Below are 22,339 nucleotides of genomic sequence, written 5' to 3'. Positions count from 1 at the left end.
GCTGCGGCGCTGATCTTCAACCAGCTGTTCTTCAGCAACATCAGCCCGGCAGCGGGCACGCTGGCCGCGTTCGGGACCTTCGCGGCCGGGTTCATCGCCCGTCCGCTCGGCGGTTTCGTGGCCGGTCACTACGGTGACCGGCTCGGCCGCAAGGCCACCCTCGTGATGACCCTGACGCTGATGGGCGGGGCGACGACGCTGATCGGTCTGCTGCCCACCTACCAGCAGATCGGCATCGCCTCACCGGCGCTCCTGGTGCTGCTGCGGCTGGTCCAGGGCTTCGCGGTCGGCGGCGAGTGGGGCGGCGCGGTGCTGATGGCCGTCGAGCACGCGCCCGACGGCCAGCGCGGGCGGTACGGCGCGTGGCCGCAAACCGGTGTGTCGGCGGGACTCCTGCTGGGCACCGGGGTGTTCAGCATCGTCTCGCTGCTGCCGGAACCCCAGCTGATCAGCTGGGGCTGGCGGATCCCGTTCCTGCTGAGCATCGTGCTGGCGCTGGTCGGGCTCTACATCCGGTTCCGCATCACCGAGTCCGCGTCCTTCGCGGAGGCGGTGGAATCCGGCGGGCCGTCGCGCCGTCCGCTGATCGAGGTGCTGCGCACCCACCCGAAGCAGATCCTGATCGCGATCGGGGTCCGCTTCGCGGAGGGCGGGAACTACTACGTGTTCACCGTCTTCATCCTCACCTACATCACCCAAGAACTCGACCTGCCTCGTCAGGCCGGGCTGACCGGGGTGATGCTGGCGGCGGCGCTGAACATCGTCGTGCTGCCGCTGTGGGGTGCGCTGTCGGACCGCGTCGGGCGGCGGCCGGTGTTCATCGGCGGTGCGGTGTTCATGGCCGCCTACGCCTGGCCGTTCTTCTGGCTGGTCGACACCCGGTCCCCGACGCTCATCGCGCTGGCCCTGGCCATCGCGCTCGCGGTCCCGCACGGTGCGGTGTTCGCGCCCATCGCGGCGTTCTACACCGAGCTGTTCGAGCCGCGCCTGCGCTACAGCGGGGTGTCCATCGGCTACCAGATCGGCAGCGTCCTGCTGGGCGGCTTCACCCCGCTGCTGGCGACGTCGCTGATCATGTGGTCCGGCGGGGCGTCGTGGAGCGTGGCGGCGCTGGTCGCCGCAGGAGCCCTCATCGCAGCGGCCTCGATGTTCGCGGCCCCGGAAACCTTCCGCCGCAGCCTCCACGCGCCGCGGAAGAACCCGGAGCAGCGCGTCGACGCATAACCGCAGTCCCCGGAGCCGCCTGCCGCACCGGCCCGGTGCTGCAGGCGGCTCCGGCGTGCGGGGCCCGCGATCGCGGGCTTGACTCGTCGACCTCCTCGGATAGGCTCGGTCGCTCAAGCAAGCGTTTGGTTTTTCACTCGCGCGGTCGGCCGGTGGGCCGGGACTGGGAGCGGTTGCATGACCAACGAGCAGGCGGGCGGCCGGGTCGCGGTGGTCACCGGTGCGAGCCGGGGCGCGGGCAAGGGGATCGCCCTGGCCCTGGGCGAAACCGGAGCGACGGTCTACGTCACGGGTCGGACCGCGCAGGAAGGCGATGCGGCGCTTCCGGGCACGGTGTTCGCCACCGCCGAGGAGATCGATCGCAGGGGTGGTACCGGAATCCCGGTGGTCTGCGACCACCGCGACGACGCGCAGGTCGAGGCGCTGTTCGGGCGGGTGCGCGCCGAGCGCGGCAGGCTGGACGTGCTGGTCAACAACGCGTTCGTCGTCCCGGACCAGCTGGCGAACCCGGGACCGTTCTGGTCCAAACCGCTTGCGCTGCAGGAGATGTTCGACGTCGGGCTGCGATCCAGCTACGTGTCCGGCTACTTCGGCGCACCGCTGCTCGCCGGCACCGGTGGTGGTCTGCTGGTCAACACCTCGTCCTTCGGCGGCACCTGCTACATGCACGGCCCGGCCTACGGATCGGTGAAGGCGGGCGCGGACAAGATGGCGCACGACATGGCCGTGGACCTCGAACCGTTCGACGTGGCCGCGGTGTCGATCTGGATGGGACTGCTGCGCACCGAGCGCACCGAGGCTGCGTTGAACGCCGATCCCGAGCGCTACGGCGAACTGACCGCGATGGCCGAATCGCCGGAGTTCACCGGGCGGGTCATCGCCGCCCTCGCCGCGCACCCGGATCGGATGCGGTACTCGGGGAAGGTGCTGGTCGGCGCTGAGCTCGGTGCGGAACTCGGGGTGGTCGACGTGGACGGCAAGGCACCGGCGTCGCACCGGCAGTTCCTCGGTTCTCCGGTGGAGTTCAGCGAAGCCGTGGTGGAGTGAGGTGGGAGAGATGTCCGACGAGGTGGACGTGCGCGACCTCGCTCGCAGGGTGGCGCGGCTGGAAGCGATCCAGCAGATCGAACGCCTGAAGTACCGGTACTGGCGCGCCTGCGACAGCAAGGATCCCGATGCCTTCCGGGAGTGCTTCGTGCGCGAGGGCGCCGAGATCGACTACGGGCCGCTCGGCGGCTTCGAGGGCCGCGAGAAGCTCGTCGAGCTCTACAGCCACCTGGCCCTGCGCCGGGACGGCGACCGCTGGCTCTACAACGACATCCACCAGGGAGTCCACCCGGACATCGAGCTGGTCGACGCCGGCACCGCGGTCGGCAGCTGGACGTTCTGGTTCATGCGGGTCAACCTCGTCGACGGCGTCATCGAGCAGAACTCGCTGGAGTACCGGGACCGGTACGTGGTCGAGGACGGCGAGTGGAAGATCCAGCGCTCGCAGGTCATCCCGCTGACCGGCGTGACCTTCCCGATCCCGGAAGGCGCCGACGTCGCCCCCGGCCCCGAGGTGCCGGAGTAACCCGGCAGGCGCTCTCGGGCAGGTCGAGTCCGCCCATCGTTGCATGTTGCATGCTACTCGGCCTACGGTGTTCAGGTGCACACGGAGTACCTCGACCTCGGGCGTCCTGTTCGGGGTGGATCAGGTGAGGAGGCCGCGGAGGCGGTCGGCCACGCCGTGGTCGTGGAACTCCGAGCGCCGGCGGGACTCCTGGGCGATGAGGAGGGTGGCCGTGTTGACGATGTGGCGGCTCATGGCCTCGCCGATCGCCGCTTCGTCCCCGGCCATGAAGGCTTCGTAGATGTCGGCGTGGTCCTCGAAGCACTCGACGGGCGTGCGGGACGTCGGGACGGTTCCGACGCCGCTCTCCAGGACCATGTCGCGCTGTTCGCGCAGGACGCTGGTGGCCCGGTCGTTGCCGCTCAGCTCGAGCAGGACCGTGTGGAAGTCGCGGTCGGTTCGCAGCGTGAGCTCGGCGTCGCCCTCTGCCGCCACATCGCGGAAGCGCTCGTGCACCTCGGTGAGGCGGCGGCGGACGCCGGGCTCGTCCCGGGCGTGCCGGGTGGCGCGGCGGGCCAGGGGGACCTCGAGCATGAGGCGGACCTCGAACCCCTGGAGGAGGGTTTCGACCGACGTCGCGACGATGCGGATGCCGCGATTGCGCTCGATCTCGACGAGTCCGAGGCGGGCCAGTTCGTGCGATGCTTCGCGGATCGGGGTTCTCGACACGCCGAGCTGCTCGCCCAGGGCCGCGGCGCTGTAGAGCCGGCCGGGCTCGAGCTCGCCGCTCATGATCGCCGCCCGGAGCTGGTCGAGGACGCGGCCGGTCACGCTGCTGACGTCGAGAGCTTCCACACTGCCGATTCTGCCGGATGCGTCGGCGCAGCACGGTGACGCGCCCCGGACGACGAGAGGGAACGAATGGTTGAGACGCGCCGTGTCGCGGTCGTCGGCGGCGGCATCATCGGTGCCGCGGTCGTCCGCGAGTTGAACCGGCAACTCCCCGGTGCGCAGGTCGTGCTCTTCGAGAAGGAGCGTGAGCTCGCGGCCCACCAGACCGGGCACAACTCGGGCGTCGTGCACGCGGGGCTCTACTACGAGCCCGGCGGGTTGAAAGCGCGGCTCTGCCGTCGCGGTGTGCAGTTGCTGCAGGACTACGTGGCCGAGCACGACATCCCCTACGAGCGCTGCGGGAAAGTGGTCGTCGCGCTCGACGAGGTGGAGCGCGGGCGCCTCGACGCGATCTACGACCGGGCGACGAAGAACGGCGTTCCCGGCGTTCGCCTCATCAGCGGCGCCGAACTGCGGGAGATCGAGCCGGAAGCGCGCGGTATCGCCGCGATCCATTCGCCGGACACCGCGATCATCGACTACGCGGCGGTCACGCGCTCACTCGTCGAGGACGCCAGGAGCGCTGGGGTGGACGTGCGCTTGGGCGTCGAGGTCCTCGGTGTCGACGAACCATCCGGCGGCGGCGTGCGCGTTCGCACCAGTCGGGGAGACGAGCGGTTCGACAACGTGATCGCGTGCGCGGGATTGCAGTCCGACCGGCTGGCGCAGCGTTCCGGGGCTGCCAAATCCCCCTCCATCGTGCCCTTCTTCGGGCAGTACCTGGTCCTCGAACCCCGCTTCCGGGACATCACGCGCGGACTCGTCTACCCCGTGCCCGACCCGAAGTACCCGTTCCTGGGGGTGCACCTCACGAAGCGGGTCGACGGTGCGATGACGGTCGGGCCGAACGCCTTCCTGTCCTTCTCGCGGGAGATCTACCGGGGGCTGGGCATCAACGTGCGCGATTCGCTCGCGATCGCCGCGGATCCCGGGTTCTGGCGATTCGCGTCCGAGAACCTGGCCGGGGCCCGGCGGGAGATCCTCGGAGTTCTCTCGGCCAAGAAGTTCATCAAGGACGCGGCGCGCTACGTCCCCGCCATCGAAGGTGCCCGGTTCGCGCGGATGCCGCGCGGTATTCGCGCGCAGGCCCTCGCCGGCGACGGCAAGCTCGTCGACGACTTCGTGATCCAGCACGTCGGTCCGGTCACGCACTTGCGCAACGCTCCGTCGCCCGGTGCGACGTCGTCGCTGGCCATCGCCGAGCACATCGTGGAGAACGTGATCGAGCGCCACGACCTCGCCTCGCGCCGCACGCGATGATGCCGGGTCACGCCTCCGCGATGCGCCAGCTGCGGGGTGTTCGGCGTTCGATCCAGTCGATGGTGATCTCGCGCCTCGCGTAGCGCCACGTTCCGCCGCTCTCGCGGTAGGTGTCGGCGTAGGTGAGGTGCCAGATCAGGTCTTCCAACTCGCCCGCCGAGTTCCGGCGCAAGTGGTGGGCGATGCACGAGATCCGGCCGGTCGCGGTGTGCGGGTCCTCGGTCTCGTCGAACAGCTGGCCGACGATCTCGTGCTTGGTCATCGGATATCTCTCGACCACCTGCATCGCGACGGCGATGTCCGGTCCCTCGAGGAACGAGGTCGGGCCGAGCTCGTCCGGTGGTGCGGGAACGCCCAGCACCGCGTCGTCGGTGAACAGCGCGAGCGCTGATCCGGCCGACCGCTGGTCGACGTTGGCGGCGTAGCGGGCGACGAGGTCGGCCAGTGCCTGCCGGTCCGCGGTGGTGAGGCTCATCGTCTGTCGAGACCGAGTCGTTCGGCGCAGGCGGAGAGCTCGTCCTTGGCCTCCTCCAGGTCTGCGGTCGGTGTCGGTTGCAGGACGATCCGGTGGGCTCCGCGTTCCGCGAGGGACTCGGCCTTCTCGGGGGTGATGCGCGAAACCGCGTGGCCGAGGCTGAGTTCCAGCGCGTCGGGGTCCCGGCCGGCGGCCTCCGCCTCGCTGCGCATCACGTCCACCAGCTTCGCCAGCTCCTCGCCTGCCACGCCCAGCGGCTGGAGGCCGTCGCCGCGACGGCCGGCTCGGCGTGCGGCGGCGACGCTGTGCCCGCCGATGTGGATCTCGATGTTCCCGCCGACCGGCTTGGGATAGCTCATCGCGCCGTCGAAGTCGAAGAACTCGCCGTGGTGGTCCACACCGTCGGGGGAGGAGTCGGCCCACAGCGCGCGCAGCACGTCGATCTGCTCGTCGGCCCGGCGTCCGCGGGTGGCGAAGTCGGCGCCGCACGCCTCGATCTCCTCCTTCATCCAGCCCATGCCGACGCAGAGCCGGAGCCGCCCACCGGAGAGGGCGTCGATGGTCGCCAACCGCTTCGCCAGCACCACGGGGTGGTGGTTGGGCAGGACGAGCACCCCGGTGGCGAGCTTCAGCCGCGTGGTGCGCGCAGCGAGGAAGCACAGCAGTTCCAGCGGATCCGGGATGTCCAGGTCGTCGGCCAGCTCCATCTTCCCGGAGGAGGCGTACGGGTACGTGCTGGAGTACCTGCTGACCACCACCGCGTGCTCGACCGCGACGAGGGATTCGAAGCCGCAGGCCTCGAGGTGCTCCGCGTAGCCGCCGATCCATTCGGGGCGCGCGGTGACGCCTGCCGACACGGGAGCGATCACTGCGTACTTCATTCCCATGGGCACATGGTAGGAGAGGTCCGCCGGAAAGCAAACCTATCGTTTGCTTGGTGCTCTGTTCGGACCAGTGCGCGGAGCCCTTGCTGCGCAACGGGATCCGCGCTTGCCTTCGAACGGCGCGGTGGTCCATGGTGGCTGCGAGCCGGTTGCACGTCCGATGCCCAGGACTGCGCAGCACCGTCCACTTCGGCCACAGATCGGGGAATGATGCTGTCCCAGCAGGAGATCTCGGACCGGTTGGAGATCCAGGACCTCATGGTCCGCTACTGCCACGCCGTCGACACCCGGCAGTGGGACCTCCTCGACGAGGTGTTCACCGAGGACGCGCTGATCGACTACACCGCCACGGGCGGAGCGCGCGGGAACCTGGCCGAGATCAAGGAGTTCCTGGCCGAAGTCCTCCCCGCCTTCCCGGCCTTCCAGCACCTGATCGCCAACCCGGCGATCAGCGTCGACGGCGACGCGGCGACCGGGCGCACGATGTGCCACAACCCGTTGGTGCTGCCGGACGGCGGGGTGCTGAACTGCGGGTTCTGGTACCTCGACACGTTCGTCCGGGTCGACGGGACCTGGCGGATCAAGGAGCGCGTCGAGGAGGCGTCCTACTCCTGCACCGTTCCGCCGCCTCCCACCTGATCACGACCCGGAGCGACTGTTCTCGTGCTGTGGGAATGGGCGTTGCTGGGGCTTTCCGCCCGGCGCTTGACTGTGGTCCGGTCAGCGCCGGGACCCGCGCGCTGACGTCCATCCAGTGCCGCTCTTCTGGCCGGTGAGAAGGGGAGTTCGCGATGACGCGGGCAGCTGAGAACAAGTACGTGCACATGGCCACGTCCTTCCCGGATCCGCCTGCGCAGGCGCCCGAAGTCCTGCGCGGGATCAAGGCCCAGCGCGGGGACGTCCTGCGCTGCAAAGGGCCCAAGCAGGAGACCATCCTGCGGATGCTCGAGAACAACATGGAGGTCGCCGAGCATCCCGAACGCCTCGTCGTCTACGGCGGCATCGGCAAGGCCGCGCGGAACTGGGAGTCCTACCACGCCATCGTCGAAGCGCTGAAGCAGCTCGAGAACGACGAGACGCTGGTCGTGCAGTCGGGCATGCCGGTCGCCGTGTTCCAGACGCACGAGCTCGCGCCGCGCGTGGTCATGGCCACCACCAACTTCGTCCGCCCCAGCTGGCAGCGCTTCTACCAGCTGGAGGACCAGAACCTCACGATCTTCGCCCAGTACACCGCCGCGCCCTGGGAGTACATCGGGACGCAGGGGGTCATCCAGGGCACCTTCGAAACGCTCCGGTCCGTCGCAGCCGTCCACCTGGACGGGTCCTGGGAGGGCAAGATCCTGCTGTGCGCCGGCATGGGAGGCATGGGCGGCAACCAGCCCCGTGCCATGACCATGCTCGGTGGTGTGGCGGTGTGCGCGGACGTCGACGAGCGCATCATCAACAACCGCATCCGGATCGGCTACTGCGACGTCCTCGCCGAGTCCATCCCGGAAGCGCTCGCGATGGCGCGCAAGGCCGCTGACGAGGGAAAGCCGCTCGGCATCGCCGTCGTGGCCAACGCGACAGAGCTGTTCGAGTACGCCTTGGAGCACGACTTCCGCCCCGACGTGGTCACCGAGATGACCCCGGCCCACGACCCGGTGGCCTACGTGCCCGTCGGTTGTTCGGTGGCGGAGGCCGAGGAGTTCCGCAAGCGCGACCGCGACGCCTACTTCGAGCTCTCGCGCGACGCCATGGTCCGGCAGCTCAAGGCGATGAACCGGTTCTACGACCTCGGCGTGCCGACGTTCGAGTACGGCAACCAGATCCGCCGCCAGTGCGAGGAGCACGGCTTCGCCGATGCCATGAAGATCCCCGGTTTCGTCGCGGCCTACCTGCGGCCGCTGTTCCTGGAGGGCCGAGGCCCGTTCCGCTGGACCTGCACCTCGGGGGATCCCGCCGACCTCGCCCGGCTCGACGACCTGGCGGTGGAGCTGTTCGCCGACGACGAGCTGGTCACCCGCTGGATCGGTCTCGCCCGCCGGCACGTGCCGATCGAGGCCCTGCCCGCCCGGGTCTGCTACCTCGGTTTCGGGCAGCGCAAGAAGTTCGGCCTCGCGGTGAACGAGCTGATCAAGTCCGGTGAGATCGCCGGGCCGGTGGCGTTCTCCCGGGACAACCTGGACAGCGGTTCGATCATCAACCCGACCTTCGAGACCGAGAACATGCCCGACGGCTCGGACGTGATCTCCGACTGGCCCTACCTCAACGGCCTGCTCAACGCCTCGGCGATGTGCGACCTGATCGCCATCCAGGCCAACTACGCGATGGGCGATTCGGTGCACACCGGCGTCACCATGATCGCCGACGGCACCGACATCGCCGCGTTCCGGTTGAAGGCCGCCCTGACGGTGGACTCCGGCATCGGCGTCGTGCGCCACGCCCAGTCCGGTTACGACCGGGCGCGCGAGGTGGCCACCACCGTCGGGCCCGGCGAGGGCCTGTCGATCCCGCTGTGGTGGACCCCGAAGGCGACCTTCGGCCCGGACGACGAGGGCTGAGCGCCATGACCGAGCAGACCCAGGTGGTCGACCTGGTCATCACCGACGCCGCCGAGCTGCTCACCTGCGCCCCGGAGGCGCCCGATCTCATCGGCCGTCTCCGGGGCGGGGGGCTCGCCGCCGACGGCGGGCGCATCGTCTCCGGTTACCGGGGGCGCCGGGTGATCGACGCCTCGGGCAAGGTCGTCCTGCCCGGTTTCGTCGACAGCCACACCCACGTGGTCTTCGGCGGGGACCGGGCCGCGGAGTACGCGGCGAAGGCGGCCGGGACGTCCCCGCCCGCGGGCGCGACGGTGGGCATCACCGGGACGATGGCCGACACGCGGGCGCTGTCGGTGGCCGAGCTCGTCCAGCAAGCCCTGCCGCGGGTGCGGGAGATGGTGGCATCGGGCACGACCACGTTCGAGTCCAAGACCGGGTACGGGCTCAGCCGGGAGTCCGAACAGCGGCTGCTGGTGGCCAACGCGCTGCTGGCGGAGGCGGCGGACGCCCGGCTGGTGTCGACCTACCTGGGCGGGCACGCCATCGAGCCCGGTCGCGACCCCGAGGAGTGGACGGCGGAGATCATCGCGCAGCTGCCGGAGGTCGCCGGTTCGGCCGCGTTCAACGACGTGTACTGCGACGACGGGTACTTCACCCCGGCGCAGGCCGAGCGGATCCTGGAAGCCGGGCTGGCGCACGGCCTGGCGCCCAAGATCCACCTGGACGCCTACAGCCGCACCGGGTTCGCCGAGGTCGCCGCACGGCTCGGCGTCGTCAGCGCGGACCACCTGAACCACACCTCGGACGCGGAGCTGGAAGTGCTGGCCGAGGCCGGTGCGGTGGGCGTGTACATGCCCTGCCTGGACTACGCCGTCGCCCATCCGAAGCCGTTGGACCCCGCGCGCCTGCAACGGGCGGGGATGGAGATCGCGCTGGCCACCGACGTGTGCCCGGGGTGCTGGACGACCAGCATGCAGACGGCGATCGTGATGGCCTGCCGCACCGGCGGGATGAGCGTGGCCGCGGCGATCCGGGCGGCGACCCTGGGCGGAGCGCGCGCTCTGGGGCTGGGAGACCAGATCGGTTCGCTGACCGCGGGCAGGGAGGCGGACGTGCTGGTCCTGGACATCCCGAGCCACGAGCACCTGGCGTACCGGCTATCGGGATCCACTGTGGACTCCGTGGTGCGCGCTGGGGCCGTGGTCGGAGCGGAGGGTGCGAGATGAAGCGCTTCTTGGCGGAATACGCGTGGCTGGGCGGGGACGCCCCGGAACGGGACGTGCTCATCGAGGTCGAGGGGGAGCGCATCACGAGCGCGACCCCGAACGTGTCCACATCGGACGGTTCCACCTGGCTGGCCGGGCTGACGCTCCCCGGCTTCGCCAACGGCCACTCGCACGTGTTCCACCGCGCGATCCGCGGGCAGGGCCAGCGCGACGTGGGCAGCTTCTGGGCCTGGCGGGACCTGATGTACCGGGTCGCCGGGGCACTGGACCCGGATTCGCTGTACGACCTCGCGCGGGCCACCTACGCGGAGATGACCCTGGCCGGGATCACCAGCGTCGGCGAGTTCTTCTACCTGCACCACGATCCGCGCGGCCGCCCCTACGCCGACCCGAACGCCATGGGGCACGCGGTGGTCCAGGCGGCGGTGGACGCGGGCCTGCGGATCACCCTGCTGGACACCTGCTACCTCCAGGGCGGCGTGGACGGCCAGGAGCTCGAAGGCGTGCAGCGCCGCTTCACCGACGGTTCCTGGCAGTCCTGGGCCGAACGCGTGTCGGCGCTGCCCACCACACCGAACTCCCGCCCCGGTGCGGCCATCCACAGCGTGCGTGCGGTCCCGCGCCAGGCGTTCGCCCCGATCGCCGAGTTCGCCCGTTCCCGGGGAATGCCGATCCACGCGCACGTCTCCGAGCAACCGGCGGAGAACGAGGCGGCCCTGGCCCGGTTCGGCCTGACACCCACCGCACTGCTGGACGAAGCGGGTGTGCTCGGACCGGACATGACGTCCGTGCACGCCACCCACCTGACCGCGGCCGACATCGCCGCCTACGGCACCAGCGGGTCGACGATCTGCATGTGCTGCACGACCGAACGCGACCTGGGCGACGGCGTCGGCCCGGCCGGTCTGCTGCACGGAGCGGGTGCGCGGCTCAGCGTCGGCTCGGACGCGCACATGATGATCGACCTGCTGGAGGAGGCCCGCGCCATCGAGCTCGACCTCCGGGTCACCTCCGGCACCCGCGGCCACGTCGGCGTCCCCGACCTCGCGACCGCCCTGACCGCGAGTGGCGCGGCGTCGCTGGGCTGGAACGCAGGCTGGATCGAGGCGGGTCAACTGGCCGACCTCACCGTGGTGGACCTGACGACTCCGCGCACCGCCGGTGCTGCGGCCGGAGACGTCCTGGCGCACGTGCTCTTCGCCGCCCAAGCCGGGGACGTCCGAACGGTCCTGCGCGGCGGCGAGGTGGTCGTCGACGACTTCCGCAGCAAGAAGGTCGCAGAACCCGGCTACGACCTGAACCGCACCATCAAAACCCTGCTCCACTGACCCCCGGAGGAGGGGCGCCGAACCACGGATGACGCAAATTCAATGGAAATTGGACCTCCAATTTCCATTGAATTTGCGTCGTCGTGGACTGGACCCGGTGGAGCGGCTTCACCCGGGTACTGAGTCCTTTTAGGACTGGGGGCGTTCGTCGACTGCCGTCAGGACGGCGCCTGAGGCGACGAGGTCGACGGCTGCGTCGAGCAGGGGTTTGAGGACCACGTCCTGGGTGAGGAACGGGATCGTTCGGCCCGTTGCCGTGGGGGTGGCGCGCACCAGGTCTAGGACGGCGCGGGCGGCCGAGGAGATCTCGGAACGGGGCACGTCCTCCCGCTGCATCCGCAGTTCTAGCGCTTGGCAGGCCATCAGCAGTTCGATGGCGATCACGTCGCGGACGTTGCGGACCACCGCCCTGGCGTGCAGGCCGGCGTTGTTCGCCATGGACACGTGGTCCTCCTGGTTCGCCGAGGACGGGATCGAGTCCACCGAGTCCGGGTGGGCCAGCGTCTTGCACTCCGAGACCAGCGCGGCGGCCAGGTACTGCGGCAGCATGTACCCGCAGTCCATGCCGACCTTCTCCGAGTCCACCAGGTAGTCCGGCAGGCCCCGGTTGAGGCTGGAGTCGGTGAGCCGGAAGACGCGCCGCTCGGCGATGTTGCCGACCTCGCTCATCGTCATGGCCAGCAGGTCGGAGGCCATCGCCAGGTACTCGCCGTGGAAGTTGCCGCCGGAGGCCGCCTTCAGCGAGCGCGGCAGCTCGGTGATGATCAGCGGGTTGTCGGTGGCGGCGTTGATCTCGGTCTCCACGATCCCGCGCACGAACTCCAGCGCGTCCAGCACCGGGCCGAGCACCTGCGGGGTGCAGCGCAGCGAATAGGCGTCCTGCGGCGGGTTGCGCACCGGGTCGGTGTCGGCGTCGCCGTCCACGAGTCCGCTGTCGGAGAGCAGTTCGCGCAGGCGGGCGGCGACCGCGATCTGCCCGCGGTGCCCGCGCGCCTCGTGGATCTGGGGGATGAACGCGTCCCCGAACCCCCGCATGGCCTCGATGGAGATCGCCGCGGTGATCTGCGCGGTCTTCAGGACCACCTCGGCATCGGCGAGGGCGAGGGCGGCGTGCGCGCAGGAGAACGAAGTCCCGTTGGTCGCCGCCAGCCCTTCCTTGGCGCCGAGCACGATCCGCTCCAGCCCGGCCTCCTGCATCGCCTGCACGCCCGAGACGCGTTCGGTGCCGCGGAACACCTCACCGCTGTCGGCCGCGATGTCCTCCCCGGCCGGACGCGTCATGACCAGCGCCAGGTGCGCCAGCTGGATCAGGTCGCCGGAAGCCCCCAGGGACCCGTACTGCGGGATGACCGGGAACACGCCCCGCTGGAGCATGTCCACCAGCAGTTGCGGCAGTTCGGGGCGCACCCCGGAGTAGCCGCGCGCCAGGGACGCCGCCCGGATCACCATGGCCGCCCGGACGGTGTCCTCGGGCAGCGGATCGCCCGTGCCGCAGGCGTTGGAGACGATCAGCCGCCGGGACAGCTCCTCGGCGTCCTCGACCTTCTCGAACGCCTGCTTGCCCGCCAGCGAACCGAATCCGGTGTTCACGCTGTAGACCGCGTCCACCGGACGGCCCGCGCGCATCGCGTCGGTCAGCCCCGCCACCCACCGCGCGCTCGGCTCCATGGTCTCCAGCGCGCGGTCGGACAGCGCGATGCCGCGCCGGCCGCGGCTGACGTCGACGAGGTCTTCCAAGGTCAGGCGCTGGGCACCCAGGATCACTTCGGTCATGGTCGCTCTTCCTGTCGGCGGTCGGACGGTGGAGCTGATGGGACATCGCCGGAATCCATGTGCTCATCAGCCGCGGTGATCCGGTCGGAGAGCCGCTCGGCGCTCGCGCGCAGGAGCCGCACGGCCCGCTCGATCCACTCCGGGTGGTCGCAGCGGGACTGCTTCCCGGCCGCGGTGAGGGAGCAGATCGCCTCGCCCTTGATCAGCACCGGGACGGCGATGGCCAGCGCGCCGCGCCGCAGCTCCCCGCGCGAGATCTGGTAGCCCTGCTGCCGCGCCGCCCGCAGCTCCGCGCGCAGGAACTCCGGGTCCACCTGCAGCCCCGTGGGCGTGCCGAGCTTTCGGGACAAGATCGAGCGCAGCAGCGGGGCGGAGGCGTGCGCGAGCAGGATGCGCTGACCGGCGCCGGCGTGCAGCGGCAGCAGCTCGTTGATCCGGAAGGACACGTGGTCGGGACGCGGCCCGCGCACCTGGCGCAGGCACACCGCGTGGGTCCCGGTCCGGACCGTGATGACAGCGGTCTCCTCCAGCGCGGCCGAGAGGTCGACGAGCTCGTCGAGGGCGAGGCTGGACAGGATCGTGTTGGTCAGGTTCCGGCCGGACATCCCGATGGCCCGCCAACCGGGGGTGTAGAGGCCGCCGTCCTCCTCGACCAGCTGGTGACCGCAGAGCACCTTCAGGTGCCGGTAGACCGTGGAGCGGGGGACGTCCAGCTGGCGCGCGAGGGAAGCGGCCGACACCTCGCCCTGGTCGGCGATGGCGATCAGGATGGCGAGTCCGCGTTCGAGCGAGGACATCGACCGCCCCCACGCCGGAACCGGTTCGTCGGTCAAGACCCCCTGCCCTTCCGCGCGGCCGCCACGTCGTCGTGGACCGCGCCCATGAGACCCCAGCGGTTTCCCGCTCCACAAGCTCGGTTCTCATGCTGTGGGACACCGCCGCGCGGCGCTGCGGAGCCGAGGCCGTCGAATGCGACATCGGGGTCTCGGGAGGCAAAACCGGACGGGTGAAGTCCACAGTGGATCAGCGCTGGCCGGAGCGGCCGGGTCAGTGGTCGCGCTGGAACCGGCGGAGCGCGTCGAGGGTGGCGGTGCGGTGGCGGCGCGCGGCGAGCTCGATCTCGAGCGGATCGGCGCCGTTCTCGATCAGCTCGATGAGCTTGTCGTGCTCGGCGACGGATTCGACCGCGCGACCCGGGACGAAGCTGAAGGTCGAGTTGCGCAGCATGCGCAGCCGGCCCCAACCGCGGCGCACCAGGTCGGTGATGTGCTCGTTCGGGCAGCGGGCGAACAGGACCGAGTGGAACTCCTCGTTGAGCTGGGTGAAGCGGCTCGGGTCGAAGTGCTCGAGGCTCTCCCGCATCCGCTGGTTCACCGCCCGCGCCTCGGCGAGGTCGGCGGCGGTCAGCAGCGGGGCGGAGAAGCCGGTGGCCGCGCCTTCGACGACCGCGAGCGTCTGCATCGTGGTGACGTACTCACCCTCGTCCAGCAGGGCGACCTGCGCGCCGATGTTCTTCTCGAAGGTGACCAGCCCTTCGGCCTCCAGCCGGCGGATGGCCTCGCGGACCGGGACCGCGCTGATGCCGAGCTCACCGGCGATCTGGCTCAGCACCAACCGGTAGCCCGGGGTGAAGCGGTGCGAGACGATCCGGTCGTGGAGCCATTCGTAGGCCAGCTGGGACTTGCTGGTGGTGCCGCGGCCGGTCGGTGCGTCCGTGGTCATGGGGCCTCGTTTCGGTGAAGTGCGCTCCATCTTGCCCGAGGGGGCGGTGCGTCCCGATCTCTCCGGCGGTGTGCTCGAACCGTTGATATCAGATACGTCATCATATACGATCCTCGTCATGACGCACGACGACGTTCGTTCTCCGGTCGAAGGACTGGCCTGGCACCCGCTGGTCGGGCGGCCGGGCAAGGTGATCGCGCTGCACCTGAACTACCCGTCGCGGATCGCCCAACGCGGCCGGACACCGGCCAAACCGTCGTACTTCCTCAAACCGGTGACCTCGCTCGCGGCCACGGACCAGACCGTCGAGCGTCCGCCGGGGGCCGAACTGCTGGCCTTCGAAGGCGAAATCGCCCTGGTGATCGGCAAAACCGCTCGCCGGGTCGCGCGGGAGGACGGCTGGTCCTACGTCTCGGCCGTGACTGCGGCGAACGACCTCGGTGCCTACGACCTGCGCACCGCGGACAAGGGCTCGAACCTGCGTTCCAAGGGCGGCGACGGCTACACGCCGCTCGGCCCCGAATCCTTGCCCGCCGCCGAGATCGATCCGGCCGCGCTTCGGGTCCGGACCTGGGTCAACGGCGAACTCGTCCAGGACGACTCCGCGGGCACCGTCGTCTTCCCGTTCGGCGAGCTGATCTCCGACCTGTCGCAGCTGATCACCCTCGAACCCGGTGACGTGGTGCTCACCGGCACGCCCGCCGGATCGTCGGTGGTGGTCCCGGGCGACGTCGTCGAGGTCGAGGTGGACGTCCCGGGCACCGAGCACCGCACCGGCCGGCTGCGGACCACCGTGGTCGAGGGGACGGTCCCGCTGCCGGACTTCAGCGCGCAGCCGGTGGTCGACGACCACCAGCGGGCCGAGGCCTGGGGGAGCCGCGAAGCAGCCGGGCTGCCTGCCGAGTTCGAACTCACCGACGAGCTGGTGGCGAAGCTGCAGAAGGTCGCGGTGGCGACGCTGTCCTCGCAGCTGCGCAAGCACGGCTACAACCAGGTGTCGATCGACGGCGTGCGCACCAACAGCCCCGGTCGGAAGATGATCGGCCGGGCCCGCACGTTGCGCTTCGTGCCCGCCCGCGAGGACCTCTTCCGCAGCCACGGCGGCGGGTACAACGCGCAGAAGCGGGCCTTCGACGCCCTCGGCCCCGGTGATGTGCTGGTGGTCGAGGCGCGCGGCGAGCGCGGCACCGGGACGGTCGGCGACATCCTCGCGCTGCGGGCCCAGGTCCGGGGCGCGGCAGGCATCGTCACCGACGGCGGCGTGCGGGACTGGAACGCGGTCGCCGAACTCGACATCCCCACGTTCTCCGCCGGCCCCCACCCCGCAGTTCTCGGGAGGCGCCACGTGCCGTGGGACCGCGACATCACCGTCGCCTGCGGCGGGGCGACCGTGCAGCCCGGCGACGTGATCGTCGGCGACGACGACGGGGTCCTGGTCATCCCGCCGGCGCTGCTGGGCGACGTGCTCGACGACGCGATCGAGCAGGAGGCCCAGGAGGAGTGGATCGCGGCGCGGGTCGCCGAGGGCGCCGCCGTCGACGGCCTCTACCCGCTGACCGGCGACTGGCGGAAGCGCTACGAGGCCGACCGGACCAACACCGACGCATAGTTCGCAGGAGGATTTGGATGAGCAACGCCCCGGGTGCCTGGCGCACCCGCCCCGAGGAACTGACCGGATCGATCGCGCCGGTCGTCACCCCGTTCACCGCGGACGGCGAGGTCGACCACGCGTCGCTGGCGAACCTCGTCGACTGGCAGCTCAAGCAGGGCTCCGACGGGATCTCCATCGGCGGCTCGACCGGTGAGCCGAGCGCGCAGACGATCGCCGAACGGGCGGACGCGATCCGCACGGTGCTCAAGACCGTCGACGGCCGCGCCCCGGTCGTGCCGGGCACCGGCTCGGCCAAGCTCGACGAGACCATCGAGCTCACCGGCGCGGCCTACGACGCCGGCGTGGACGCCGCGCTGATCATCACGCCGTACTACGCGCGGCCCACCCAGGAAGCGCTGTACGTCTGGTACAAGACGGTCGCCGCGGAGTACCCGGACCTGCCGATCATCGCCTACAACGTGCCGAGCCGGACCGCGGTGGAGATCGCGCCGGAGACGGTCGCCCGGCTGCACCGCGACGTGCCGAACTTCGTCGGGATCAAGGAGACGACCAAGGACTTCGAGCACTTCTCCCGGGTGATCAAGGCCGCCGGTCGCGATCTGCTGGTCTGGTCCGGCATCGAGCTGCTGTGCCTGCCGCTGCTGGCCCTCGGCGGCACCGGATTCGTCAGCGCCACGGCCAACATCGCGCCCGCGGCGACGAAGAAGATGTACGAGGCCTTCCACGCCGGGCGGCTGGAGGAAGCGCTGGACATCCACTACGGCCTGCACCCGCTGGTGGACCTGATCTTCGTCGAGACCAACCCGGCGCCGGTGAAGTGGGTGCTCCAGCAGCGCGGCCTGATCAGCTCCGGGCACGTCCGCTCGCCGCTGATCGCGCCGACCGAATCGGGCAAGGACAAGATCCGCGCGCTGCTCGCCGAAGGCGCGGAGCAGCTCTCGCCGGTCGACGCCGAGGACACCATCGCCGCCCGCGCAACCGGAGGGGAATGACCATGACCGACCAGCACGTGCCGCAGAACCTGCCGAAGCGGCTCCAGCACTTCGTCGCAGGCGAATTCGTCGACAGCCTCGACGGCGCCACCTTCGACGTCCTGGACGTCGACCGCGCCGTCGCCTCGGCGCGCAAGGCCTTCGACGAAGGCCCCTGGCCGCGGATGCTGCCGCGGGAGCGGGCCCGGGTCCTCAACCGGATCGCCGACATCGTCGAATCCCGCGACGAGCGGCTGGCCGAGTGGGAGTCCTTCGACTCCGGGCTGCCGATCACCCAGGCGCTCGGGCAGGCGCGGCGGGCCGCGGAGAACTTCCGGTTCTTCGCCGACCTGATCGTGGCGCAGGCCGACGACACCTACAAGGTCCCGGGCAAGCAGGTCAACTACGTCAACCGCAAGCCCAAGGGCGTGGCCGGCCTGATCACCCCGTGGAACACGCCGTTCATGCTGGAGAGCTGGAAGCTCGCCCCGGCGCTGGCCTCGGGCTGCACCGTGGTGCTCAAGCCGGCCGAGTTCACCCCGCTGTCGGCCAGCCTGTGGCCGGAGATCTTCCGCGAGGCCGGCGTGCCGGACGGTGTTTTCAACCTGGTCAACGGCATCGGCGAGGAGGCCGGTGACGCGCTGGTCAAGCACGAGGACGTCCAGCTGATCTCGTTCACCGGGGAATCGGCTACCGGCCAGCTGATCTTCGCCAACGCCGCGCCGACGCTGAAGGCGCTGTCGATGGAGCTCGGCGGCAAGAGCCCCGCCGTGGTGTTCGCCGACGCCGACCTCGACGCCGCGATCGACTCGACGGTGTTCGGCGTCTTCTCGCTCAACGGCGAGCGCTGCACCGCGGGCAGCCGGATCCTGGTCGAGCGGCCCATCTACGACGAGTTCGTGCGGCGCTACGTCGAGCGGGCGAAGAACATCAAGGTGGGCGACCCGCACGACCCGGCCACCGAGGTCGGCGCGCTGGTGCACCCCGAGCACTACGCGAAGGTCACCGGCTACATCGAGATCGGCAAGACCGAGGCGAAGCTGGCCGCCGGTGGCGGTCGTCCGGAAGGCCTCGAATCGGGCAACTACGTGCAGCCGACGGTGTTCGTGGACGTGCCGCCGACCGCGCGGATCTTCCAGGAGGAGATCTTCGGCCCGGTCGTGGCGATCACCCCGTTCGACAGCGACGAGGAAGCGCTCGAGCTGGCCAACGACGTCAAGTACGGGCTGGCCGCCTACGTGTGGACCTCGGACCTCGAGCGCGCGCACAACTTCGGGCAGCGCATCGACGCCGGCATGGTCTGGCTGAACTCGCACAACGTCCGGGACCTGCGCACGCCGTTCGGCGGGGTCAAGGCCTCCGGTCTGGGGCACGAGGGCGGCTACCGGTCGCTGGACTTCTACTCCGACCAGCAGGCGATGCACATCTCGCTGGCCCCCGTCCACACCCCGAAGTTCGGCGCCTGACACGGCGTCACGCATGCGAAGGAACGTTCAACGATGAGTGTCTCGGCTGCATCAGAGCTCACCCCTCCCGACATCGTCCGCTGCGCCTACCTGGACCTGGTCGTCACCGATCTGGCGGCCTCCAGGGAGTTCTACGTGGACACGCTCGGCCTGGTGGTCACCGAGGAGGACGACGAGGCGATCTACCTCCGCTCGTTCGAGGAGTTCATCCACCACAACCTGGTGCTGCGCAAGGGACCGGTCGCCGCCGCGGCGGCGTTCGCCTACCGCGTCCGCACCCCGGAGGACGTGGACCGGGCCGAGCAGTGGTTCGCCGCGCGGGGGTGCCGCACCGAACGCCGGAAGGACGGGTTCGTCAAGGGCATCGGCGACTCGGTGCGGGTCACCGACCCGCTGGGCTTCCCGTACGAGTTCTTCTACCAGGTCGACCACGTCGAGCGGCTGGCCTGGCGCTACGACTTGTACACCCCGGGTGCGCTGGTCCGCCTCGACCACTTCAACCAGGTGACCCCGGACGTGCCGAAGGGCCGGGAATACCTGGAGGAGCTGGGTTTCCGGGTCACCGAGGACATCAAGGACGAGGAGGGCACCACCTACGCGGCGTGGTTGCGGCGCAAGGCGACCGTGCACGACACCGCGCTCACCGGTGGTGACGGGCCGCGGCTGCACCACATCGCCTTCGCCACCCACGAGAAGCACAACATCCTCGCCATCTGCGACAAGCTCGGCGCGTTGCGCAAGTCCGACGTCATCGAGCGCGGTCCCGGGCGGCACGGCGTGTCCAACGCCTTCTACCTCTACATCCGCGACCCCGACGGGCACCGGGTCGAGATCTACACCCAGGACTACTACACCGGTGACCCGGACAACCCGGTCGTGACCTGGGACGTCCACGACAACCAGCGCCGGGACTGGTGGGGCAACCCGGTCGTCCCGTCCTGGTACACCGAGGCGTCGCCGGTCCTGGACCTCGACGGCAACCCGCAGCCGGTGCAGGAGCGCACGGACGCCAGCGAGATGGCCGTGACGGTCGGCGCGGACGGGTTCTCCTACACCCGCAAGGACGACGTGGACGCCGGCTTCAAGCTCGGAAACTCGTTGTGAGCGGCGGACTTCCCGCCGGACTGCACGGGCGATCCCCGGCGCAGCACTGAACACGATCAACCCACAACGATGTGAGGAGGAACCGTGCAGTTCCACCACCACGGGTACGTTTCCGGCGACCCGCGCGTCCAGCCGGCCGCGGGGGTCGGCGTGGACCGGCCCGAGGAGCTCCCGGACGAGGTCGACGTCCTCATCGTGGGCAGCGGCCCGGCCGGGATGATCGCCGCCGCCCAGCTGGCGCAGTTCCCCGGCATCGTCACGCGCGTCATCGACCGCCGTCCTGGTCGCCTGGAGGTCGGCCAGGCCGACGGCATCCAGGCCCGCAGCGTGGAGACGTTCCAGGCGTTCGGCTTCGCCAACCGGATCATCGAAGAGGCCTACCGGATCACCGAGATGGCCTTCTGGAAACCGGATCCGGAGAACCCGGAGAACATCGTGCGCGCCGCGCGCGCTCCCGACGACCCGTCCGGGATCAGCGAGTTCCCGCACCTGATCGTCAACCAGGCCCGCGTGCTCGACTACTTCGCCGAGTACGCGCGCAACGCCCCGGCGCGGCTGGTGCCGGACTACGGCTACGAGTTCGTCACCCTCGACATCGCGGAGGAGGGGGAGTACCCGGTCGCGGTCACCCTGCGCCGCAGCGCGGGGGAGGACGAGGGCGCGCAGCGGACGGTCCGGGCCAAGTACGTGATCGGCTGCGACGGTGCGCGCAGCAAGGTGCGCGAGTCGATCGGCCGCGAACTCGTGGGCGACCAGGCCAACCACGCCTGGGGCGTGATGGACGTGCTGGCCGAGACCGATTTCCCGGACATCCGGACCAAGTGCGCCATCCAGTCCCACGACGGCGGCAGCATCCTGCACATCCCGCGCGAGGGCAACCACCTGTTCCGGATGTACGTCGACCTGGGCGAGGTCTCCGAGGACGACAACGGAGCGGTGCGCAACACCACGCAGGAGGAGGTCGAGGCCCGCGCCAACGTGATCATGCACCCGTACACGCTGACGGTGAAGCACGTCTGCTGGCGCAGCGTGTACGAGGTGGGGCACCGGCTCGCCGCGAAGTTCGACGACGTGCCGGAGGAGCTGGTGGGCATCCGCAGCCCGCGGGTGTTCATCACCGGCGACGCCTGCCACACCCACAGCGCCAAGGCCGGGCAGGGCATGAACGTGTCGATGCAGGACGGCTGGAACATCGCCTGGAAGGTCGCGCACGTCCTCGAAGGGCGAGCTCCCGAGTCGCTGCTCGACACCTACTCCGCGGAGCGCCAGGTGATCGCGCAGAACCTGATCGACTTCGACCGGGAGTGGTCGAGCCTGATGGCGGCCAAGCCGGAGGAGATGGACGATCCCTCGCAGCTGGAGGACTTCTACGTCAAGACGGCCGAGTTCCCGGCCGGTCTGATGACGCAGTACCAGCCGTCGATGATCGTCGGCACGGCCGTGCACCAGCACCTCGCGACCGGCTTCCCGGTCGGCAAGCGCTTCAAGTCGAACGCGGTCACGCGGGTCTGCGACGCCAACCCGGTCCACCTCGGCCACCACCACCGCGCGGACGGCCGCTGGCGGATCTACGCGTTCGCCGACCGGCCGGCCGCCGGGCAGCCGTCGAAGGCGACCGACTTCGCCGAGTGGATCGCCGCCTCCCCGGAGTCGCCGGTGGTGGCCTACACGCCGAAGGACGGGGACGTCGACGCGTGGTTCGACGTCAAGGTCGTCTACCAGCAGCCCCACACCGGAGTCGACCTCGCCGCGGTGCCGCGCGCGTACCTGCCGAAGGTGGGACCGTTCGACATCGTCGACTACGAGAAGGTCTACGCCGCGGACCCGAAGGACGACATCTTCGAAGCACGCGGCATCGACCGCGGCGGAGCCCTCGTCGTGGTGCGCCCGGACCACTACGTCGCGAACGTCCTCCCGCTGGATGCCGTGGAGGAGCTGGCGGAGTTCTTCGCGGGCATCTTCAACGCCCAGCGGCAGCCCGTCCGCAGCTGAGCACCGGGGAACCGCAGTTTCAATTGAAACTGCGGTTCCCCGGCGTGTCGTACCCCGACACACCGGAGGATGTGGACAGGTCCCGGTTCCGGTGGACGGATCACCGCAAATTCAATGGAAATCGGACGTGCGATTTCCATTGAGCCTTTTTCATCCTGTCCGGGCTGTGACCGCGAAGCATGACCGGCGCCGTGCGGTGAGGGTCGCATGCGCCGCAGGCGCATAGCCCACCCTCGGCGCTTGCACCGCCGCGGGTTCTCAGCGTTCGCCTGGCGAGGACGGCCCAGCCGCCGTGTATTGGCATACATAAGGGTGGGCACCCGGAGTCCAGGCG

The 22,339-nt window shown here is 70.1% G+C and carries 19 protein-coding genes; 13 read left to right on the top strand and 6 right to left on the bottom strand.

Annotated elements, in window-relative coordinates; all coding sequences use genetic code 11:
* From OU415_RS34210 to OU415_RS34200, 3 genes are all read left to right on the top strand, one after another.
* On the top strand, nt 1–1,224 hold a 1,224-nt coding region (locus tag OU415_RS34210), incomplete at its 5' end, for an MFS transporter (RefSeq protein WP_270953738.1).
* Between the two features lie 177 nt (nt 1,225–1,401).
* Complete coding sequence (locus OU415_RS34205) at nt 1,402–2,271, top strand: SDR family NAD(P)-dependent oxidoreductase (protein ID WP_270953737.1); 870 nt, start codon at nt 1,402–1,404, stop codon at nt 2,269–2,271.
* A 10-nt stretch (nt 2,272–2,281) separates the two neighbouring features.
* Entirely contained in the window at nt 2,282–2,797 is a 516-nt protein-coding gene (locus OU415_RS34200) for a nuclear transport factor 2 family protein (protein ID WP_270953736.1), read from the top strand.
* A 120-nt stretch (nt 2,798–2,917) separates the two neighbouring features.
* Here OU415_RS34200 and OU415_RS34195 read toward each other — a convergent pair whose 3' ends face one another.
* On the bottom strand, nt 2,918–3,631 hold the full coding sequence (locus OU415_RS34195) for a GntR family transcriptional regulator (protein ID WP_270953735.1): 714 nt from the start codon (nt 3,629–3,631) through the stop codon (nt 2,918–2,920).
* 66 nt (nt 3,632–3,697) lie between these two features.
* On the opposite strand from OU415_RS34195, the gene lhgO reads away from it, so the two are divergent.
* A complete protein-coding gene (lhgO, locus tag OU415_RS34190) occupies nt 3,698–4,927 on the top strand; it encodes an L-2-hydroxyglutarate oxidase (RefSeq protein WP_270953734.1) in 1,230 nt (409 codons plus the stop codon).
* Nucleotides 4,928–4,934: 7 nt separating this feature from the next.
* Here the strand turns inward: lhgO and OU415_RS34185 are convergent, their stop codons facing one another.
* Nucleotides 4,935–5,402, bottom strand: a complete 468-nt coding sequence (locus tag OU415_RS34185) for a nuclear transport factor 2 family protein (protein ID WP_270953733.1) — start codon at nt 5,400–5,402, stop codon at nt 4,935–4,937.
* Nucleotides 5,399–6,289 (bottom strand): LLM class F420-dependent oxidoreductase, encoded by an 891-nt coding sequence (locus OU415_RS34180; protein WP_270953732.1) that lies wholly within the window; start codon nt 6,287–6,289, stop codon nt 5,399–5,401. The genes OU415_RS34185 and OU415_RS34180 overlap by 4 nt, the downstream gene beginning before the upstream one ends.
* A 204-nt stretch (nt 6,290–6,493) precedes the next feature.
* Here OU415_RS34180 and OU415_RS34175 point away from each other — a divergent pair, with 204 nt between their 5' ends.
* The 4 genes from OU415_RS34175 to OU415_RS34160 all read left to right on the top strand — a co-directional run bounded on the left by OU415_RS34175 (nt 6,494) and on the right by OU415_RS34160 (nt 11,365).
* On the top strand, nt 6,494–6,925 hold the full coding sequence (locus OU415_RS34175; RefSeq protein ID WP_270953731.1) for a nuclear transport factor 2 family protein: 432 nt from the start codon (nt 6,494–6,496) through the stop codon (nt 6,923–6,925).
* Between the two features lie 152 nt (nt 6,926–7,077).
* The gene (locus OU415_RS34170) at nt 7,078–8,829 is read left to right on the top strand and encodes a urocanate hydratase (protein WP_270953730.1); all 1,752 of its coding nucleotides are present in this window, start codon (nt 7,078–7,080) and stop codon (nt 8,827–8,829) included.
* Between the two features lie 5 nt (nt 8,830–8,834).
* On the top strand, nt 8,835–10,037 hold the full coding sequence (hutI, locus tag OU415_RS34165) for an imidazolonepropionase (RefSeq protein WP_270953729.1): 1,203 nt from the start codon (nt 8,835–8,837) through the stop codon (nt 10,035–10,037).
* Nucleotides 10,034–11,365 (top strand): formimidoylglutamate deiminase, encoded by a 1,332-nt coding sequence (locus OU415_RS34160; protein ID WP_270953728.1) that lies wholly within the window; start codon nt 10,034–10,036, stop codon nt 11,363–11,365. Before hutI ends, OU415_RS34160 begins: the two co-directional genes overlap by 4 nt.
* 129 nt (nt 11,366–11,494) lie before the next feature.
* Here the strand turns inward: OU415_RS34160 and OU415_RS34155 are convergent, their stop codons facing one another.
* From OU415_RS34155 to OU415_RS34145, 3 genes are all read right to left on the bottom strand, one after another.
* Complete coding sequence (locus OU415_RS34155; RefSeq protein ID WP_270953727.1) at nt 11,495–13,138, bottom strand: HAL/PAL/TAL family ammonia-lyase; 1,644 nt, start codon at nt 13,136–13,138, stop codon at nt 11,495–11,497.
* Nucleotides 13,135–13,971 (bottom strand): IclR family transcriptional regulator, encoded by an 837-nt coding sequence (locus tag OU415_RS34150; RefSeq protein ID WP_270953726.1) that lies wholly within the window; start codon nt 13,969–13,971, stop codon nt 13,135–13,137. The genes OU415_RS34155 and OU415_RS34150 overlap by 4 nt, the downstream gene beginning before the upstream one ends.
* Before the next feature lie 214 nt (nt 13,972–14,185).
* Entirely contained in the window at nt 14,186–14,860 is a 675-nt protein-coding gene (locus OU415_RS34145) for a GntR family transcriptional regulator (protein ID WP_270953725.1), read from the bottom strand.
* A gap of 118 nt (nt 14,861–14,978) precedes the next feature.
* On the opposite strand from OU415_RS34145, the gene OU415_RS34140 reads away from it, so the two are divergent.
* From OU415_RS34140 to OU415_RS34120, 5 genes are all read left to right on the top strand, one after another.
* Nucleotides 14,979–16,469, top strand: a complete 1,491-nt coding sequence (locus tag OU415_RS34140) for a fumarylacetoacetate hydrolase family protein (RefSeq protein WP_270953724.1) — start codon at nt 14,979–14,981, stop codon at nt 16,467–16,469.
* 17 nt (nt 16,470–16,486) lie between these two features.
* Nucleotides 16,487–17,464 (top strand): 4-hydroxy-tetrahydrodipicolinate synthase, encoded by a 978-nt coding sequence (gene dapA / locus OU415_RS34135; RefSeq protein ID WP_270953723.1) that lies wholly within the window; start codon nt 16,487–16,489, stop codon nt 17,462–17,464.
* A 2-nt stretch (nt 17,465–17,466) separates the two neighbouring features.
* Entirely contained in the window at nt 17,467–18,909 is a 1,443-nt protein-coding gene (locus OU415_RS34130; RefSeq protein ID WP_408641965.1) for an aldehyde dehydrogenase, read from the top strand.
* A 33-nt stretch (nt 18,910–18,942) separates the two neighbouring features.
* Nucleotides 18,943–20,013: a 3,4-dihydroxyphenylacetate 2,3-dioxygenase gene (gene hpaD, locus OU415_RS34125; RefSeq protein WP_270953721.1), complete on the top strand. Its 1,071-nt coding sequence runs from the start codon at nt 18,943–18,945 to the stop codon at nt 20,011–20,013.
* An 84-nt stretch (nt 20,014–20,097) separates the two neighbouring features.
* Entirely contained in the window at nt 20,098–22,005 is a 1,908-nt protein-coding gene (locus OU415_RS34120; RefSeq protein ID WP_270953719.1) for an FAD-binding monooxygenase, read from the top strand.
* Nucleotides 22,006–22,339: the final 334 nt, after the last annotated feature.

Origin of the sequence: Saccharopolyspora oryzae (assembly GCF_027853915.1) — a bacterium.
Classification (GTDB): Bacteria; Actinomycetota; Actinomycetes; order Mycobacteriales; family Pseudonocardiaceae; genus Saccharopolyspora; species Saccharopolyspora oryzae.
This window is presented reverse-complemented; position numbering and strand designations above follow the sequence as displayed.

What these genes read in the sequence shown, in the direction of transcription:
- OU415_RS34180 (WP_270953732.1), bottom strand. Translation starts at nt 6,289, where the DNA reads ATGGGAATGAAGTACGCAGTGATCGCTCCCGTGTCGGCAGGCGTCACC.
- OU415_RS34205 (WP_270953737.1), top strand. Translation starts at nt 1,402, where the DNA reads ATGACCAACGAGCAGGCGGGCGGCCGGGTCGCGGTGGTCACCGGTGCG.
- OU415_RS34170 (WP_270953730.1), top strand. Translation starts at nt 7,078, where the DNA reads ATGACGCGGGCAGCTGAGAACAAGTACGTGCACATGGCCACGTCCTTC.
- OU415_RS34155 (WP_270953727.1), bottom strand. Translation starts at nt 13,138, where the DNA reads ATGACCGAAGTGATCCTGGGTGCCCAGCGCCTGACCTTGGAAGACCTC.
- OU415_RS34145 (WP_270953725.1), bottom strand. Translation starts at nt 14,860, where the DNA reads ATGACCACGGACGCACCGACCGGCCGCGGCACCACCAGCAAGTCCCAG.
- dapA (WP_270953723.1), top strand. Translation starts at nt 16,487, where the DNA reads ATGAGCAACGCCCCGGGTGCCTGGCGCACCCGCCCCGAGGAACTGACC.
- OU415_RS34200 (WP_270953736.1), top strand. Translation starts at nt 2,282, where the DNA reads ATGTCCGACGAGGTGGACGTGCGCGACCTCGCTCGCAGGGTGGCGCGG.
- OU415_RS34185 (WP_270953733.1), bottom strand. Translation starts at nt 5,402, where the DNA reads ATGAGCCTCACCACCGCGGACCGGCAGGCACTGGCCGACCTCGTCGCC.
- hpaD (WP_270953721.1), top strand. Translation starts at nt 18,943, where the DNA reads ATGAGTGTCTCGGCTGCATCAGAGCTCACCCCTCCCGACATCGTCCGC.
- OU415_RS34175 (WP_270953731.1), top strand. Translation starts at nt 6,494, where the DNA reads ATGATGCTGTCCCAGCAGGAGATCTCGGACCGGTTGGAGATCCAGGAC.
- hutI (WP_270953729.1), top strand. Translation starts at nt 8,835, where the DNA reads ATGACCGAGCAGACCCAGGTGGTCGACCTGGTCATCACCGACGCCGCC.
- OU415_RS34130 (WP_408641965.1), top strand. Translation starts at nt 17,467, where the DNA reads ATGACCGACCAGCACGTGCCGCAGAACCTGCCGAAGCGGCTCCAGCAC.
- OU415_RS34160 (WP_270953728.1), top strand. Translation starts at nt 10,034, where the DNA reads ATGAAGCGCTTCTTGGCGGAATACGCGTGGCTGGGCGGGGACGCCCCG.
- lhgO (WP_270953734.1), top strand. Translation starts at nt 3,698, where the DNA reads ATGGTTGAGACGCGCCGTGTCGCGGTCGTCGGCGGCGGCATCATCGGT.
- OU415_RS34140 (WP_270953724.1), top strand. Translation starts at nt 14,979, where the DNA reads ATGACGCACGACGACGTTCGTTCTCCGGTCGAAGGACTGGCCTGGCAC.